The sequence below is a fragment of the Afipia massiliensis genome, assembly GCF_001006325.2.
In the GTDB taxonomy this organism is placed as follows: domain Bacteria; phylum Pseudomonadota; class Alphaproteobacteria; order Rhizobiales; family Xanthobacteraceae; genus Afipia; species Afipia massiliensis_A.
Map to the genome: position 1 here is coordinate 3,866,052 of NZ_LBIA02000001.1, position 18,872 is coordinate 3,884,923.

General features: G+C 58.5%; 10 protein-coding genes and 1 tRNA gene. 3 read left to right on the forward strand and 8 right to left on the reverse strand.

Translation table 11 applies throughout. The features are described 5' to 3' along the window. Positions 1–122: 122 nt before the first annotated feature. The 3 genes from YH63_RS18695 to YH63_RS18710 all read right to left on the reverse strand — a co-directional run bounded on the left by YH63_RS18695 (position 123) and on the right by YH63_RS18710 (position 13,422). Positions 123–10,925 carry a tandem-95 repeat protein gene (locus YH63_RS18695; RefSeq protein ID WP_046826308.1) on the reverse strand — a complete coding sequence of 3,601 codons (10,803 nt, stop codon included), beginning with the start codon at positions 10,923–10,925 and terminating at the stop codon, positions 123–125. A gap of 405 nt (positions 10,926–11,330) precedes the next feature. Further along, complete coding sequence (locus YH63_RS18700; RefSeq protein WP_046826307.1) at positions 11,331–11,987, reverse strand: outer membrane protein; 657 nt, start codon at positions 11,985–11,987, stop codon at positions 11,331–11,333. Between the two features lie 1,012 nt (positions 11,988–12,999). After that, on the reverse strand, positions 13,000–13,422 hold the full coding sequence (locus YH63_RS18710) for a DUF5413 family protein (protein ID WP_046826306.1): 423 nt from the start codon (positions 13,420–13,422) through the stop codon (positions 13,000–13,002). 969 nt (positions 13,423–14,391) lie between these two features. On the opposite strand from YH63_RS18710, the gene YH63_RS18725 reads away from it, so the two are divergent. Both YH63_RS18725 and YH63_RS18730 read left to right on the forward strand, forming a co-directional pair. Further along, positions 14,392–14,658, forward strand: a complete 267-nt coding sequence (locus YH63_RS18725) for a PilZ domain-containing protein (RefSeq protein WP_046826304.1) — start codon at positions 14,392–14,394, stop codon at positions 14,656–14,658. Positions 14,659–14,693: 35 nt separating this feature from the next. After that, positions 14,694–14,777, forward strand: a tRNA-OTHER gene (locus YH63_RS18730). Between the two features lie 42 nt (positions 14,778–14,819). Here YH63_RS18730 and YH63_RS18735 read toward each other — a convergent pair. Further along, positions 14,820–15,092: a DUF3551 domain-containing protein gene (locus tag YH63_RS18735; protein ID WP_046826303.1), complete on the reverse strand. Its 273-nt coding sequence runs from the start codon at positions 15,090–15,092 to the stop codon at positions 14,820–14,822. Between the two features lie 350 nt (positions 15,093–15,442). Here YH63_RS18735 and YH63_RS21710 point away from each other — a divergent pair, with 350 nt between their 5' ends. Then, positions 15,443–15,601 carry a hypothetical protein gene (locus YH63_RS21710; RefSeq protein ID WP_170978715.1) on the forward strand — a complete coding sequence of 53 codons (159 nt, stop codon included), beginning with the start codon at positions 15,443–15,445 and terminating at the stop codon, positions 15,599–15,601. 72 nt (positions 15,602–15,673) lie between these two features. Here the strand turns inward: YH63_RS21710 and YH63_RS18740 are convergent, their stop codons facing one another. From YH63_RS18740 to YH63_RS18755, 4 genes are all read right to left on the reverse strand, one after another. After that, positions 15,674–16,171 (reverse strand): hypothetical protein, encoded by a 498-nt coding sequence (locus tag YH63_RS18740; protein WP_046826302.1) that lies wholly within the window; start codon positions 16,169–16,171, stop codon positions 15,674–15,676. A gap of 113 nt (positions 16,172–16,284) precedes the next feature. Then, the gene (locus tag YH63_RS18745; RefSeq protein ID WP_046829400.1) at positions 16,285–17,103 is read right to left on the reverse strand and encodes a DUF6537 domain-containing protein; all 819 of its coding nucleotides are present in this window, start codon (positions 17,101–17,103) and stop codon (positions 16,285–16,287) included. Between the two features lie 80 nt (positions 17,104–17,183). Beyond that, on the reverse strand, positions 17,184–17,828 hold the full coding sequence (locus tag YH63_RS18750) for a Crp/Fnr family transcriptional regulator (RefSeq protein WP_046826301.1): 645 nt from the start codon (positions 17,826–17,828) through the stop codon (positions 17,184–17,186). Between the two features lie 163 nt (positions 17,829–17,991). Further along, on the reverse strand, positions 17,992–18,822 hold the full coding sequence (locus YH63_RS18755) for an MBL fold metallo-hydrolase (protein WP_046826300.1): 831 nt from the start codon (positions 18,820–18,822) through the stop codon (positions 17,992–17,994). Positions 18,823–18,872 lie beyond the last annotated feature (50 nt).

Sequence of the window (18,872 nt, forward strand, 5' to 3'; positions counted from 1 at the left end):
CCGGCGCGAACCGGCAGGTGCCTGTTCTCCTTTTCGCGCCTGACGCCCTAGGCGATTGCCTCAAGCCGGTACGCTTGGCCCTGGGAGCCTGCCAAACGCAACCCGATTCCACCCTAGCGCAATCAAGCAAGAATGAAGTCGCCAAACGTCAGGGTGTGAAGACCGTGGAGCTTGAAATCGATGGTGCCACCAAACACATCCGCATGCACCAGCGTTGCGTCGGCCGTCTGGGTAATCGCCAGCGAACTGAAATCCAAAGCCAGCCCCTTCATATCGATCTTGTCTTGCCCATCCTGGAAATCGGCAATGACAGCAGGCACCCCGACCTGTGATCGCGCGAATACGAACGTGTCCGCGCCGCCGCCGCCAATCATGAGACCGCCCCCGGCATCGAAATCGAGCCGGTCATTCTCGTTGCCGCCAATGAGGATTGCGCCGGTGTACGAGCGGTAGGTGATGTCATTGGCGATGTTCAGGTCGCCGACAATCACGCTGCCGCCGTTAGGCACGTTGATCACGGGAACGCCGGCCTTGTTGAGGGAGTAATCAGTGTTTCCGAAATCAAATCCGGCGTAGGAACCGCCATTGAAGTTGATGGTTTCAATATTGTGACCCTGGCCATCGAACTGGTTGAGCACCGTGATCGAGTCCGTGCTGCTGTAATTGATAACAAGGTCATTTCCCCCGCTCGCGGCGGATGGATCGTGAGACGCTGAAAACGAAGTCAGCGCGGCTCCCTTGGTGTCGATGATGATGCGGTCGGCGTAAAGACTCGATTGCGGATTTCCGCCGCCCCGATCATCGATGCTGTCCTGCCCATCGCCGACGTTGAAGACGTAAGTTTCGGTCGCATAAATATTCGAGAATGGGCCAGCGTTCGGATCACCAACTCCATAGCTGATGAGCATGTCGTCGCCCTTCCCGCCGACATAGATATCGCTGCCACCCAAGGCATAGGGGTCCACATTTGCCAAGGCATTGCCGCCGGTGATGACATCGTTGCCATCGCCGCCGAACATGAGGTTGCCGAAGCCGACGGCGTTGATGTGATCTACGCCATCGGTGCCGACAAGAATCTGCTTGCTATCGGTGCCGTCCACTCCGTGGTGAAAACTCCAGTTCCAGCCAAATGATGCGGTGCCGTAGATGAATGGAATGGGGTTATCGAACGTGAAGCCGATGTTCACATGATCGTTGTCGGTGTAGTTCAGCAGATCGATGACGGTGTTGCCGTACGTCAGTTGCAGCCCGTCGGCGCCCAGATGTGTGATGTTGAATGCATCGTATGGTGCATAGCTGGGAGAACCGCTGAGCAAAATCGTTCGGGTGCCGCCGTCGGTATAGGCGACGGTGTCGTGGCCATCATTCGCGGTGAACTTGAATGTGTTGTTGCCAGTGCCGCCGTCGAGATAATCGTTACCGCCGCCACCCATGATGACGTCGTCGCCATTGTTGCCATAGATCGACTCGGTGCCGCTCGATCCGACGATCGTGTCGGATCCGCTACCGTCGATAATTGTCAGATACTCGACGTTGAGGATTTGGCCTGGGGTAATGGTGAAATCACTGCTCGTGACGATGGTGAGTGCATCCTGAGCACCATCGCCCAGATCGATTGACGCGAATTGCGCAACTTCGGTGCCGGTCATTTTCAACGACTGATTGCCCGAACCGGTCGTCATCAGCCTTATGGATTGAGCATAATTCGCGCTAACGTAATTGAATGACGTCATGTCGAATTGTGTTGGAGCGGTCGCAAGATCGGCGGAATTGATCGAGCTCGGCAGATACACGTTGACTTCGTTCGTACCGCCTCCAAGATTGAATACGGCCAGCGTGCGGTATTGATCGTAGGACATCAAAACGGTGTTGGAGCTATTGTCACCGAACAGAAATTCAAAGTTCACGATGGTCGCGGGACGCAGATCTACGTAACCTGTTTCGATGGATATGATATCGTAGATATTGCTCTCTCCGGTTCCACCGTCGAAGACGTCACCCGCGCTGATATTGCTGCCGTCGAGCAGTTGAAGCGTATCGGCGCCCGGTCCGGCGTGGATAATGTCATCGCCATCGCCCGGAGTGTAAAGATCGCCCGCAATGTCGCCGACCTGCCCGGCCGTGCCGCCCGTGAACCCGACGAGCGCGCGCGGGGTCGCAACGGCCGTGTCGTTGCCAGATGTGCCGACGAAATGGGCAGAGATGTTTTCAAAAACGAAATCATTGGCGGTCAGCGTGTGCGATCCGTACAGATTGACAACGATGCCGGTAAAACTGTCGGTCACGACGGTCATGTTTCGAGCGGCGTCGTAGACGAACGACAGATTGCTGAACGACGTGATGTTCGGGAGGAGAGAGAAATCGATCGAATCCACGCCGTCCTGAAAATCGGCGATGATATCGGTTGCAGAAGCAGTGCTTGAAGAGGCTAACGAAAATACGAAATGATCGGAGCCGCCGCCGCCGACCATCAGATCGCTCTTGGTGCCGCCGTAAAGCTGATCGTTCTGATCGCCACCAAACATGAGTTTGGCGCCGTCAAAATAATCACCGCGCAGGATGCTGGGCTGGTCTTTTTCCGCGACAAGAACCGTATTTTTAGTGGCGCTCATCGCATAGCGCGACAGCGTGACATTGTCGTCGTGAGACAGGTCGTAAAATCCAAACCCGAGATTGTATCCGGCGAACGACGCGCCGTTGAAATCAATTGTGTCGCCTCCAGCGATGCCGTTATTTGTGAACTGGTTGTTAATCGTGATCTGATCGGAACTGCCGCCGCTGCCATACTTGATAACGAGATTTCCAGTGATGCTCGCCGGATTGTCGTCGTAAAAACTCAGACTCGTGAACGCGGCGCCTGCGGTGTCCAGAACAATAAAGTGCTCGTAATTGGATGTGTCGTTGATCGTGTCGTTGCCGTCGCCCGGCTGGAAAACGTAGGTCACGCCATAGCTGTCGGTTCCATTGAGCGTGTCATCGCCACGCCCGCCGATGAGAAAGTCGGCCGAAGTCGAGTTGACCAGTGTCAGCGTGTCGTTGCCGTCTCCTCCAAAGAAAGCGCCGCTGCCGGATATAATGTCGTTGCCGTCAGTTCCCACGATAAGGGAATTGGTTCCCGATAGCCCGGTCGCGATGCTGTATCCATTGGTATTGAAAAAATTATATGTCGGCAGATAGGACGCGATGTAGTCGATGCCGCCCTGATCGATGATCGTTTCATTTCCGAACGTGAACGTCAGTGTCGAGCCATCTCGCGTCACATCGAATGTCATGTAAGGCGACGTTGACGAAGGGATCGAACTGGAGTTGCCGAGAACCAACGTATCAAACTGATCGGCCGACCCTATAGAGCCAGTATCGGTGACTGTCGTCGTGCCGCCGCTCGTGCCGAAAAATTTGTACGTATCGATACGCCCGCCGCCGTCTATGAAATCGTTGCCGCCGCTGCCGATGAGAATATCGTCTCCGTCTCCGCCGCGGATCGTTTCGGAGTGACTCGATCCGGTAATCGTGGCGCCAATGCTGCCTTGGCCTAGGACGATGCCTTGACCCACAATGGTCACTTTTTCCGCGTTGAGAACGACGCTCTCAGGCATAGAGAAGTTTCGGCCGGTGTGAATCTCAAGCGTGTCATGATTTCCCGCGCCTAGATCGATAAGCGAGAGCGCCGCAAACTGCGCCTGCGACAGAACGAGGTATTTGCTGCCTGAACCCGTTGGATGGAGATTGACCGTTCCCACGCCGGTCAAGGTCGGGAATGGCAGGTTGGAAATGTCGTACTGTGTCGCCGGAACAGCATCCGGATCGCTACCGAAATCAGGCAGATAGAGATCGATCTTGTTTGTGCCGTCGCCGAGATCGATCGCGCCCAATTGCAGGAATTGGTCAAACGTCATTGATACCGTGTTGTCGGCATCGCCACCGGTGAGATTCGTAAAGTTGGAGATGCTGGCGCCACGAAGGTCGACGGCTGTGGTTTCGCCGACGTCGATGGTGTTGGTGCCTGACCCGCCCTGGAATACGTCGCCCGCGCCAACGTTGGTGGAAGAGGTGATCTTGATCGTATCGTCGCCTCGCCCGCCGATCACCGTATCGACGCCATCGCCTGGCAGGAATACGTCGCCGGCGATGTCACGCAATTGGCCGACGGAGCCGCCGGTAAATCCCGTCAGCGTCCCTACCGATGCATTGGCAACGTCGTTGCCTGAGGTGCCAGTGAATGTCGCGGTTTCAGGCGCGCGTGCCGAGGCGGTCGCGGGAGCCGACTCGGTGAGATAGGAATCGATCGCGACGTACGTGAAGTCACCAGGAAAATCTGCGCTCGCCGACACGATATAAAGCGTGTCGGTGGTGAAGACCTGGTTCTCCACCACGGGATGCAGATGCTGTTCGTCGAGATAGACCTGAACGTCGTTGGGGATATGCGTGAGCTTGTAGCTCAGCGAATCCCCGCTGTCCTGATCACTACCAGCCAGCGTCAGCACGGACTCGTCGCCGGATGAGAATGAGAACGTTACAGGCGCCACGGTTGGCAAATGATTGACGGCCACCACGATGTTGAACGTGCTGGCGATGCTTGCGATGCCATCGTTCGCGACGACCTTGACCTGCAAGGTTTCGGCGTTGGGCGGCGAACCCGAGAACGTGCGGGTCGCAATATTGAACGACAGCCAGCCCGGGAGCGGATCGCCGTTTGCGAGTGTGGCCGAATAGGCCAGCGCATCGCCGTCGCCATCGCTGAAGGTGTTGCTGTTGAACTGGTAGGAAAACGGCGCGCCCTGCCCTGTGGCCTGATTTACCAGCGCCTGCGCGACCACCGGTGCATCGTTCACCGGATCGATAACGATCTGGACCGTATCCGTGAACGTCACGGAATTGCTGGTGGCGCCCGTCGTCAACGTCGCGGTATCGGTGACCGACGTGACTGCCGTGATCACGAAGCTGCCGTTGAAATTCTGCGGCGCCTGCAGGATCAGATTGTTGGACGCGAGCGATGCGATCTGCGCCGCATCGGTGATGACCCATTTACCGTTGTCGGCGCCGCCGACCGTGAGCGCGCCAGCTTGCGTGCCGTTGATCATAAAGACCGTACCGGGTTCGAAACCGCTCAGAACAAGTTTCGTGATCTGCTCGGAGCCATCGGTATCGCCGGTTGACAGCTTACCGACCACAATGCCGGCATCTTCTGCACCCGTCCCGTTGAAAGTGAAAACCGGATGATCCGCGATCGGTTTGACATCGATGGTGACGTGGGCGCTTGAGGTCCCGCCCGCGCCATCCGAGATGACGTAATCGAAGCCGGCGATACCGGAGAATCCTGCGGTAGGTGTGAATACCGCGCTCGTTCCATTGAGAGCAACGGCACCACCCACGGCTCCGCTCACCGCCGAAACGAGAAGGCTAGATGCGGAAGAATCGACGTCGGTGTCGTTGGCGCGCAGCGTTGCACTCGTGAGCGTCAGAACGGTGTCTTCATTTACCGTGACCAGATCGTCATGCGCGACCGGCGCGTCGTTGACTGCGTTGATCGCGACACTGAGGGTTTGCGTGACCGGAGCACTTGTATTCGTGACCGTCACGCCATTGACGACGGCGCTGTCCATCGTCGTCGCCGCGATGCTCAGGCTGTAGCTGCCGTTGACGTCTGCAGGCGGCACCAACTGGAGCGCGTGGTCATGAAGCGACGCGATCTCGCTCGCGCTGGTGATGATCCACTGTCCGAACGTGGGGCTTCCCGGCGTGCTGTCGAGCGCACCGACCTGAACACCATCGATCTTAAACACGGTGCCCGCCGGGAAACCGCTGATCGCAACTTTGATCGTTTCGGAAGGATCTGACGTCGAAATATCCAGCGTGCCGAGATTGATCGTGGTGTCTTCTTCTCCTGCCCGCGCTCCGGCGGATGGTGGAAGAAAGATCGGAATATCGGCCACCGGATTCACATCGAGCGTGATGGTGTGAGTCAGCGACAAGTCCGTGTCGACATGCGTGCTGTCGTAGCCGCCGCTGCCGCCGTCGTCCTGCACCTGGAATGTGAACGACGAGATCGAGGAACCACTCATATTGTCGGCCGGCGTGAAAACCAGCTTGCCCGCATTGATATCCGCGAGGGACACAGTCTGGCCGGCCGCCACAGCAACACCGTTCAGCGCCAGTGACCCGCCTGCCTGTGGCACACTGACGATTTTGATGGCCTGGAGAACATCGCTGTTGACGTCGCTGAACGGAAAGTCGTTGGCAGTGAACGTACGCGGAACATCTTCGCTGATAGCAATGCGCGCATCCGCAGACGTCGGCGCATGGTTTGGCGGCAGGATTTCGACTTTCAGCGTATCGGTAAAAGTCTGTGAGGCTGTGTGAACGGTGCCGTCCGAATAAATTGCGCTGTCGGTTATAGTCGCTACGCTCGTGACGTTGAAGCTGCCGACATAATCCGCGGGAAGAGATGCCTTCAAATCCGTTGTCGCAAGCGCGTCGAGCGACGCCTGATCGGTGATGACCCACTTGCCGATGTCGGGACCGCCAAGCACAAGCGCTCCGACCTGCACTCCGTTGAGCTTGAATACGGTGCCCGCAACAAATCCGCTCAATACCAGTTTGGTGACGTGCTCGGAGCCGTCAGTGTCGCCTGTTGAAAGTCTTCCGATAACAATGTCACCGTCGTTCTCAAACCCTACGGCGCCGATCTTGGCGGTTACCACGACATTGTCGACGCCCATGTCCAGGGGAATGGGATAACCGTTCACAACGCCAAACCGGAGAGTGTAAGTCTGGTCGCTGGTGAAGCTGATCAGGCTTCCCGTATCCGTCGCGAAATCATAGTGGTGCCATTGGTCGGCACCAAAATGCCGGAAGCCACCCGAAACGTTGCCGCCCAACAGGTCTGCCGTTGTGCCAATGAACAGATTATCCAGAACAGCATTACTGCTTACGTCGTAGTGGTCCGATACGCCGTTAAGGAGGTCCACCCGCCCAAATTGCGAGTACGGAGTTCGATGAAGCGAGCCATCGACATTGTCGTGAGTCGAATTTCGATTCAGAATAAACATGTCATACGAGATACTTATGCTCTCGATGCCGTACGGAATCTTGAATGACTGCTGGAGAATTGCGTCGTAGGTGGTGGTCTCGGGGTAAGCCAATGCGTATGGGCCGGTGGGAGCACCGGGCAGATGGTAAACATTGGTAACGGGGCCCGCCTGCTTCTGGTATTGCCCCATCGTTGTGTCGAAGAATACGTAGTTGAGATTGCTTGCCCCCAAGGACCAGCCGCTCATACCCGTATCGAATCCGCCATTAACAATCAGACTCACATTGCCGCGGCCGAACGCGAACGTCGCGGTATCCACCACCGGCGCAATATCGATCTCCACCGTCGCAGGCGTCGTGTCGTCGCTGCCGAAATTGTTGACGGCCGCGAACTGGAACGACGCAGAACCATCGAAGTTTGCGGCAGGCTTGAAGTAGACAGTTGTTGCGAAATTGTTGGCGGCATTCCCGCTCGCGGCCACGTTGCCGGTGATCAACTGCGATAATCCGGCGTCCTTGTAGAGCTGACCATGCGATATCGACGTAATGTTGTAGCTGGAGACCGTGCCCGTCGGGTCCGTACCCGACAACACGATGGCGACGCCCGTTGTCTGGTCTTCCGTACCCGCAGCGACCGATGACGGCGCAATCGTCTGCGGCTCGGGCGGCAGGGTAACGTTGAAATGGAACGTGCTGGCAACGGGTGTCGAAAGATCCTCATTGCCGTCTTCGACGGTCACCGAAAATGAGGCTGACGTGTTTGCCGAGCCGTCCTGGGCGAAGGTGACACGACCGGCCGCCACGTCGGCCTGTGTAAACGTCGTCGCTACCGTGCCGTTGACCTTGATCGTGCCGTGCTGAAGGTTCGAAACCAAGAAATTGGACGTTGCGTCGTCGGGATCGCTGGCGTTGAGATCATTCGTCGTCAGCGTGTAAGCCTGGTTTCGTGTCACGCTGGCTGTCAGATCGCCGAGAAGTTTCGGCGCGTCATTGGTACCGGCAATGTTAACGGTGATCGTCGAGGTCGTGCCATCGGTGCCGGCAACATTCAGCGTGTCGGTATAGGTTATGCCCGCGACGAACTCGTTGTGGACGCTGTCGGTCGCATAGCTCCACACGCCATCTGCGCCGAGCGTGAAATGTCCATAGCCGCCGCTTCCTGCGACATTGGTTTGCGCAACGAAAGTCGGCGAGTTGTCGGGATCGACAATAGCGATCGTGCCACCCGTCGTAAGGACCGCGTCGCCTTCATTCAGATTGACGGTCGCCGCCGCTATCACCGCGATGTCATCGGTACCGGCGACGTTGACCGTGATCGACGACGTCGTGCCATCCGCGCTCGTCACGGTGAGCACGTCGGTATAGGTCACCCCTGCCTTGAATTCATTGTGCGCCGAATCCATCGCGTAGGACCACGCGCCATCCACGCCGACCGTGAAATGTCCGTAGCCGCCGCTCCCTGCGACGTCCGTTTGCGCGACAAATGTCGCCGGGCTATCGACGTCCGTAATCGCCAGCGTTCCGCTTGCCGTCTGCATCGCGTCGGTTTCGTTCAGGTTGACGACGGCTGATGTAATCACCGCCGCGTCGTTGACGCCGTTGATCGTTACAGTGAGCGTCTGCGTGTTGGAATCGACCGCGCCGTCGCTGACGTGCACGGTATAGGTAATGGTCAGGACATCGTTTTCTTTGAGGAAATCGAGGGTCGCGGCACCGGGATCATAGGTCCACGTCAGATCTTTCGACCCGCCATCGCTTGTTGCACCATCGATATGAATGTTGCCGGCCAGGCCAAGCCCCGACAGATTGACGCCAGGCGGTAATACAGTCGAACCGTTCAGTTTGATGACGGCGGCGCCTGCGACCGAGGCCGTCAGCGTGTCGCCGACATCCAGGTCGTGAGCCGTCAGGGTTCCGGTAATCGACCCAATGTCCTGTGCCGAGGCGTTCAGCGCTTCGGTCTGGTCCGGCGGCACGGTTACACCCGTAATAACCGGCGCGTCGTTGACCGCCATAACGTTCAGCGTGACGATGGCGCTTGCCGAATTCTGGCCAAAGTGGGCGGTGCCATCGGGATCCTGCACGGTTAAGGTGATCGTGCGCGGCGATGTCGATGGCGCATCGGATGTGTCGGTGTATGTCACCGATTGTAACGCAGTCTGGAAATCCGCAAGCGTCGGTGACTGCCCGGCAATAGCAGTCAGTGTCAGCGTACCGGAGGTCACGTCGAACACACCGTGAATCTTGGTCGTGTCCGTGAACGACAGCACGTCTTCAACTGCGTGATAATTGCCGGTGATCTGGACGGTCGTCTTCGTCAGTGTTGTGCTGTCGATGTCTGCGAGCGTGAGCGACGGAGCGACGAAAACAGTCGTCTGCTCCTGCGCGGTGACCGGGCTGGTTCCGATAATTACGACAGGTGCATCGTTCACCAAGTTGACGTTGAGCGTCACAATCACCGGGTCGGATATCGTGGTGCCATTGGTCGCGTGATAGGTAAACGTATCCGTGCCGCTGAAATCCGCCGCCGGCGTGTAAAGGAACGAGCCGTCTGGATTGAAGGTCAGCGAACCGTGCTGGGGGCCGACATCAACAATCGCAGTCAGCGATGAGCCGTCGCGCGTGGAATCGTTAGCGAGTACGCCGCTCGGCAGAACGGCAAGAATGCCGTCTTCATTCAGCGTATAGGAATCCGCTGACACGTAGGTTTTATGATCGACCGCGCTGACGCCGGCGACAGTTGTCACAGCCGGGTTGCCGGTCGTCGTGTTACCGGTGCTGTCGCTTGCTGGTGGAATGACAATCGTAACCGGAACGACAACCGGTGGCGATGCCGTATCGCTCGGCGTCAGGAGCGGCGTGGTTGGATCGCCAAAGGGCGACGATGAGCCGTGCCTCGTAGTCGATTGCGGCTGTGCATCGGCCAGCATGCCGGAGCCGGCGATACTCTTGAATTTCAGCAAGGCCTCGAGCGCGCTCAACTCGGCCGCAAGATCGGCGGGCGTTTTGCCCTGCAACTGACTGTCGAATTGCGACGGGCCGGTCGGCGTGAGAATGAGCTTGCCGCCTTCGCTGGTCAGCGTCGCAATGACATTGCCGTTCTGGTCGAGGACGGATGCCCTGTGCTCTCCGTCGCCCTGACGGAAGATATACAGCGTCACCTCGCCGTTATTCGAGCCGACATCACCGCCGCCTGCAGTGCCATCGATCTTCATGGTCGCGGCCGGCGTGCCTATCCGCATGTTGCCGAGCTTGGCGATCGCGCCCGAAACAAAACTGAACGAGCCCTGGACGAGATTGAACTCTTCGATATTGGCGGAGCCGTTCGCGTCATAAGCGAAGTCGGTCAACACCAAACGCGAATCCGGCGTGATCTGAAACACGCTGCCATCCCTGAACAGGATGCCAATCGTTCCGCTGGAATCTGTCTGAACGACGTCGCCCTTCAGCACTACATCGCCGACGTTGAGCACGATGGCAACGCCGTTACGGATCACGGTCGCGTGGCCTTCAAGCTTGGCCACCTGCCCGATGGCTTGTGCGGAGGCCTCTTGCGTCGTTGCGGACGCGTGTTGCCCGGCGGCGCGCGGGCCGGCGAGAGCTGCGATCACATCGCCTGTCAGCGCTGCACCGCTCGGCGATTGAATTGTCGCGGGAGCGCTTGTTTTGAAATAGCCCATAACGACGTGAACGCTGCCGTCGCCACCGATAAGCGTGAGGTCGTCGCCGGTGCGTTTGAAATCAGCGTGGAACAGCAACTGCGCATCAACGATCGCAATGCTGGCGCTTGAGCTGACATCGTCTGTCGGCTGCGAGGTCCACGCCGGAAACGTGTCGCCTCTGCTCTTCAGAAAGGAGGGGATTTCCGCGAAACCAGTATCGTCGCTGCCCAGCATTTCAACCCACCGCCAATTTGCCGTCACGTTCCGTATGGAGCGCGGCGGGACCCAAGCGGGGGGTTCCACTGCAGGTCTAACTTTTGACGAATTGTAGGGAACCAAGCAAGAAAATGTTCCCGATAACCTTAGCTCTCCACCGTCCCCGCTAAGTTCCGTACGAGCTAAGGGAGCGCTCATTGGGCAAGAAATCGGGGAGGCGTCAAAATCGATATATTGAAAATACATAATATTTTCAATATATTATAGGTCGTTCTTGTTGTGAAAATTGACACTAAGAAGGCACGGCCTGAGGTTGGCTTTTCGCCCGTTGCGGACACCGCCGGCGGCATTCATCTGCGGCTTGACGAAAAAGGCCCCGGTTTTCCCGGGGCCTAAGTTCAAACTGGAGTAGGAATTCGACGGTTAGTAAGCGCCGAACCGATAGTTCAGGCCGACCTTGACCGTCTGCACTTCGATATCGCCGCTGCGCAGGAAGCCCGCGGTGCTGACGAAGTAATCTTCGCTGCCGTAACCGGCGTAGAGATACTCAGCCTTCACAGACCAGTTTCGAGCAAAGCCGACTTCCACGCCCGCGCCCACAGAATATCCAACGTGCGTCTTGCTGTCGTTGAAATTGACACCAAGCACGGCGACGTTCACCTCATTGCTTGCGAAGCCGACGCCGCCCTTACCGTAAACCAGCACGTTGTCGAAGGCGTAGCCGATGCGACCCGACACAGAGCCGAAGCCTTCAATCTTGGTCCCGACGGTGAGCAGACCGACCACACCCGCGGTCTGGCCGATGTCGGACCATGCACCTTCAGCCTCGATACCGAAAACCCAAGGCGAGCCGACGCCCTGCCAGTTGTAACCGAGGGTGCCGCCCGCGAAGCCGCCCTTCAGATCCATTCCCTGGCTGTCCGACCAACCGTAACCGCCCATCGCGCCGATATAGAAGCCGGTCCAGTTGTAGGCCGGAGAAACGATTGGCGCCTTTGTATAAGTGCGCGTTGGCAGATCGGCCGCAGAGGCGATCGACGTCGTGGCAAGAAGTCCCAGTGCAATAAGCTTAAGTTTCATTCCCAGTCCCCAAGGTTCCAAATTTACGGTTCCACTGAGCATTGTTTAGTCAAGTGGCTCAAGTGGATGCCCATATTTCAGGCCGATTAACCGGGGTTGAGCTTTTTTGGCAACACTACTGCCGAGAACGCTAGCGGTATCTGGCCACTTATGGGAGCGCTGCCACGCTAGGGCGCCACGAGCGTTCTTGGATCCTGCCTAAAACAGCCGTCCACGTTGGGCACTTCACACGCGCGGTTGAGCGGCCAAAATGGACGGGCTGGGTTCACCCGGACCAAGCGTCTATGCCAGCGCAACCGCCCAATGTGTCGCGGAGTCCTGCGCGCGCGCACGCGCACATTTATGAAAGGACGACCGCCGACCGAAGGTCTTGCAGGCTTGGCAGGCAGATTTCTCAATCACGATCTCTCCCGCTGTCCTTCAGCAACTGCGCCGCGTTGATGAGCCGGTAGATCTTTGGTGATTTCAGCGGGTCCGCGTCGCAATTCGGGCAAAGCAACTGCGTCTTCCCGCCCTTGAGAGCGATCGCCATCTTGTTCCCGCAGTGGGGACAACGACTATGGACCCATTTTCCCATTCCGGAACTCAAGCAACTGGCTGGGACTCTGTCTGTGCAATACCTCACAGATAACCCCGAGCCGCCTGCTTTCTTCCAACTGGTTTTCGTGAAAGCATTCCCTTCCGCAGTTTCAAACACGGGACCGCCGTGAGCTCGCGTACGAATAAAAAGGACGCGCCCAGCAATGCTCGACGCGTCCTTCCTATCTCGCTGAACCAGGCGGAAAGACCGCCATGTCCGAAGCTCTTGCGAGCTTAGCGGGCGGCCCCAGCGAGGTGACAGCGCTTGGAATGAGACACTGGACCACCTCCTTTCGTGTTGACGGAACAATCAATATAGGCCGCCAGACGCCAAAGTGAAGGTGCGCCGCGCAATGTCCCCTGTTTCCGCGCGCTACTCGATAGACCAGCTATCGTAGCAATTGCGCTGGCGATGCAGCGCAATCGGCAAGCATCATGCGCTCATCGTATTCGGGTGTGCCCCGCCGACCTTGTCGAACTTGTGCGCCAGCCACGATGAAAACGTCGCCGGGATGAATCCCACAAGTCCGTAGAGGAAGTAATGCTTGAGGCCCGTCTCGGTGCCCAATGTCCCATAGAGAACGGCTGTTGCCGCAAATGCCACGAGCCCGGTCAACACCATTCGGACGGCCGGACTGATCCGCCGGACGTGCAGGAAAATATCATCGACCGCGCCGATCATCAGAGCCGGAATAATCCCGAACAGGTAATTGTAGGGAAGCGTCACGACCAAAACCTTGAACAGCTTCCTTATGACGTTGTCTCCGTCCCAGTATCCGTCCGGCGTTCCCAGGACGAGCAGGAAGAACCCAGCCACCAGCGGTCCTATGGCTGCGAAGATGATGTATCGCTTCATTTGCTCCCTGCCCGGTTCTTTTCGCGCGAGCCGCGCCCAGCGTGTTCCACATATAAGAAAACGAGAACCGGCCGCGCGCAAGTCGTTAGCCTCTGCCGCCGGTCTCGCCGGCAAAAATATCTACCTCTGCGGGGAACGAAGTGAAAAGCCGACGCGTTATCGAAACAAGAGCCGTCAGCCCGAGAGGGTTGAAAGCTCGAAGAGCCCCGCTCGATGCTCCGGCATAGGGCGGGGCTTTTTCAGGGCGCCAAGATCAGTAAAGCCTACCAACCGAGGCCGATGTCTGGAAACATGCCGCCCGGAACGGCCTGGTCGTCGATGTGGCGCCGGCCCGGACGAGCCTACGCCGAAACGGATTCTCGATAATGACTGGACCATCCGTCCCTGCGAACCGGCCCCGAAGGAAAGCACGATCCGGGAGCGACGGACATCGAACTGCCTGTCAGTTCCTGATTGCGTGAAGGCCTACCGCGCGCCCCTGAGCTTGCAAGACGTCGAGCACGTTGTCTTCACGCCCGCGCTGCAGGCCATGCAAACGGCCATGCATTGCTCGAGATTCTTCGGGTCATAGGTACTGTAAAGCTTCGTTGCGCACGCCAGCGAAGCTTGAGGCTGCTCCGCATTGCCGAGTGACCGCATGACAGCGAAGGCAACAATCAGCAGGCACACAACCGCGGACATCAACAGAATCACGCCGCGGATCATGCCTGACCGCCCGTGTTTTTCCGCCTTGGCCGTGCTGCCAGTGTCGCTGCCGTCACCGGAGGCTCCTCCGGATAACCAACGCGAGGGACCTTTGTCGGTTCCCGGACGGAAGATCCCTGCGTTCAAACCCGCTGCCCGCTAGGTTTTCGCGGCCCCGCCATGGTTAACGAAATCTAAATCGGCGATCCGGGTATTGGCGCTTTGATTCAAATTTTCCGAAACTTTCGCGGGCTATGAATACGCTTCAATCATGGAGCGCAGCCGATGGCCGTTTTCAAAAGAGAATCCCGCAAGCCCCGCCACACGACCCGGCACGATGCGTGGATGCTGCTCGACGGGGGATTTGCAAAACGCAACTGCACCATCCTCGACCTGTCGGCGGGCGGTGCGCGAGTCAAACTCGCAGACCGCGAGCCGCTCGGAAGCAGGCTCAGTCTGGCGCTGACAGGCGATGTGCGAAAAGTCACGCATTGCCGCCTGATCTGGCGCAAGGACACCATCATCGGCGTGGAGTTTGTCGGGCGTAGCTGATGCCACACAAGCCGCGCCCGCGGCTGAACGAATCCGGAGAGGTGGCTGAGTGGCCTAAGGCACCGCGTGCGGTACACGGGCAACCGTGTCGGAGGTTCGAATCCTTCCCCTCTCCGCCATCACGCTTCCCCGCCTAGCTGCGAGCATTTTCGCAGATACCGTCAGCGCTGGCTACGTTTGCTTCTCGGGGCACCCTGCTCAACTGGATAGACGCTGCGGTTCTGCGTCAATCTCCAGTTCGGCGCGCATGTCCCGCTCAGGCCGCCGGTGCTCGCCTGACACTGCGCCATCGACGTGTAGTCGCATTGCTCGATGGTGCCGCTCCACCCCTGAACGTAGGTCATGCAATAGGGATAGTCGATCGCCTGCGCCGGAGCCTGACCCAAGAGGACCAGCCCGGCGAATGCCAGCAAGGTGCGATGCGGATAGTTCATTCAATCCTCGATTCTTGTTTTGCCGCATGAGACACCAAGGCGCTCCCGCGCTCAAGGCGATAGCCAGCCTCCACGATCACAGTTCAGCGAACCGGGCGGGCACCTGGTTTCAGCGTAACTCGCCGCCCTGCGCCGTGCTGAAGCCACCCCAACCCTTTTGCGATGCCGGGTCCTTGCTGACAACCAAATGGAAAACGCCGGGGGAAACGTCATGGCATCGTCCTGGAGCGCCGCCGCCCTCTGTTTTGTTCTTTGCGGATTGATCCCTGTGCCGGATACACTGCTCGCGTGGTGCCTCCGGCCTCAAACCGGCGGACGATGTTCTGGCCCTGCCAAAGTCAGGAGAAGCCGTGAGTGACCCCGAGCAAGACAATCGGAAACGCAACCTGAAAATCGCCGAGAACGAAGCAGCGCGCGAACTCAAAAGTGACGTCCGCCTGACAACCTGGGCGATCGCTGTTGCGGTGGTCGTCGCGCTGATCGTTCTTGCGCTCTTTCTGAGGCGATAAAGTCAGGCTCGCCCCTGCACCCCCGTCTTGGCGGCTATGCGAGCGGCGGCCTGAACCATCCCCGAATGGAGGCTACTTGTCGAAGGTCATGTCCACGCATTTCATGACGTCCGGCCCGACGCCAACGCTGAGGATGATGCATCCCTTGGCGCTGAGCTTGGAGCGGTCGCTGACCCAGATCGCGGACCCGCCGGAGCCGAAGAATGCATTCGTGTTCGGCGGCTCGGTTTCGGTCGCGTCGAATGCGTAGTCCGAATCTCCGGGAAATATGCGGGCCTTCAATTTGCAGGAACCGTCGGTATCGACCTTGAGCACTTCCTTGTTGTCGCGGGTCACGCCGACGCTGACCTGACATCGATAGAATTCGGATGTCCGCGAGTTGAAAATGTAAGCGTAGGACTTGCAGTTGATGTTCTGGAGCTTGCCCGCGTTCAGGCCGCGACCGCAGGCGATCCGCTGGTTGCTGCTGAGCTTGATTTCGTCGGCTGCGCGAGCGTCCGTGACGCCGGAAAAGGTAGTGAGAGCGAGAGCCGGCAAAAGCCCAAAAAAGAATCCGCGAAACTTCTTCATTGATTATCTCCTGTTGCGTATGCCGTATGGCGGCGAAATCATGCCGGGCACCGCACGTCCGGCCCCGACTCTAATGCAGTTTGTACAGATAGGCTATCGGCCAGCCGGTTTCCTCAGCGCGCAAGCGCCTGCGCTCTCAAATGCTCCACGGCGCTCAGCAGGCGGCTTTGGCCCTGCTCTCCGATAGCCGCCTCACGCGCTTCCAGGATGGCGTCACCGAGCTTCGGAAGCGGGAGGTCCCCGTCGCATGTCGGTTTGACCAGGCGGTCGATAATAATATTCCATTGTGCAAGGCCATTCTCGTAGGCGTCGCCGTGCCCGTTGATGAGGTTGGCAGTACGTACAATCGCAATGGTTGCATCGGGCTGTTTCACGAGGCTGCGGTCGACCATGTGAAGCCACCGTTCAACCCACACGCGCTCCAGCTTGAATCGCTCGGAAAACGGTCGCGTGACCCGCAGTGCGGCAAGCCATTTCAGCTTGCGAAGCGAAAATCGGCCCGCAGAACTGAACCGCAGCTTGACCGACCGGTGTGTCAGCCGCGCCAGCCGCAGCCGCCGGAAAATATCCAGCGCGGCGCCCGCTATTGCGGATGGAAGCATCCGGATCACCTCATCCCAGTGAAACCGCTCCACCCGGTCGGTCGACGATGCGTTGGGCTCGGCATTCATACCGCCGGCGGCGGACAGCTTGAGCTGTGCCACGCGGATCGGATCCTCGAAGTGCATCCGGTCCGACAGGAGTTGTGCCAGTTCGGCAAGATTGGGCACGGTAACACCGATCGGACCGATATAGCGGCCGATCCGGTCGAGATAGGCCAGCGCGTAATCGGGATCCTGGTAGTCGATCAGCGAATGAACGGCTTCATTCACGATGGGGACGACGTCGGGCGGCAGGCGCAGCGACAGCCGTGCCAGCGCCGCGCGCGCCACTCGCGGATCGCGGGTCTCCTCGCCGAAGTAGCGCTCTTTGAGCAGCCGGAACGGCGATGGCGGGACTTTGACCCTTATCTTCATGACGAGGCCTGAGCACTGCTTTGGGCGAGTTGGGCCTCAAGCTTTCCGACATTCTGGAACAGGCGCGCGCTGACCAGCCGCAGGAAATAGAATCCGAACTCCGGATTCTGGACGTAAAGCTCCTGCACCTTTGAATAGGTCACGCTGAGCACCAGCCCGCCCTCGAGACATTCGAGTGTCTGGGTCCGCTTGTTGGATGGCGACAGCATTCCGAGTTCACCGACAATGGCGCCGACCGGAAGCTCGATGCCGGATTCAACCAGCCGGTAACGGCCGCTGACGATGTAGTACATTTCCTCGGCCTGTTCGTGCTTGTAGAACAGCACCTCGCCGGTTGCGCACTTTCGCTCTGTCATGAACGGCTTCAGCCACGCCATCGACAGATCGCTGCTGACCGAGCGCTTGACCTCGCGGACCAGCAGCAGCATTTCCCGCAGCCGGTAGATGTTGAGCGGCAGCAGGATCATGTGCAGCACCATCACGGGGTAATGGCGGTGCGCGATCGAGAACGCGATGAACACAACGTTGGTGAGGATACCGAAGATGCGGAGCGGGATCATCGTCCGCATCGTGTAGCCTGCGACCACGAACGCGGACGCGATAAACCCGCCGGCTCCAGAAACGAGACCTGTCATATCCATGGGAATCGACCTGATGCTGAAGGATGTTTGACGCGTATTATGCCGTTCCGCGCCTTGCGGAACAACGGTTGTCGCCTCTGACGCCGCTATTCAGGCGTCAATCTCGATATGGACGCCCACCATGACCGGCGGATGATACCGGCAGCGCAGTGTACTGCGTTGCTCAAAGGTCGATGGACAGGCCTTCCCTGGCGACGATGGTCCCTGCCCGCGCCTTGGCAGCAGCCGCAGCTATGCGATCCATCTCGTCGTCGTCATGCTCTGGATCGTGATGAAACAGGCAGAGCGTCCCGGCGCCCGCCTCATCGGCAAGCTGGACCGCCTGTTGCCAGCTCGAATGCCCCCAGCCGACATGTTCCGGCAATTCCTCGTCCGTATATGTCGTGTCGATAACGACAAGCGCCGCATCCTTTGCGAGAGCGAGCAAGGCCGGATCGATCGAACTCCCGCTCAACTCGGTGTCGGTGATGTAGGCAAAGACACGGCCGCCGAATTCCACACGGTAGCCGGTCGCACCGCCGGGATGATTCAGCGCGGCGGTCTGGACCTTGATTCCGGGCCGCGGAGAGAGCGTCTCGCCGGGTACAAAATCGGTAAACTCGATGGCGCCCTGCGCGGTTCCGATCTCGATCGGAAACAGCGGATAGCTCATCAGCTTCCGCACCGTTTCCTTGATCCCGCCGGCGGGCTGCAGATTTCCCGCCCACAACCGGAGCCGGCTGCCCCTGTCGAACACCGGCGTAAAAAACGGAAGGCCAATGATGTGATCGATGTGCGAGTGGCTCAAAAACAAATCGAGGTCCGTCCGCGCGGCCTCATCGCTCAGCGCGTTGCCGAGCAGACGAAGTCCCGACCCTGCATCGAACACCAGACGATGATCGCCGCACTTCACCTCGACGCATGACGTATTGCCGCCATAGCGCACGGTATTGGGGCCTGGACATGGAATGCTCCCACGAACACCCCAGAACCGCACAGACATTGTGGTCGACATGAAAAAACTCAATGAATCTTACGTAAGGATGGCATGCAGCGGTCATACTC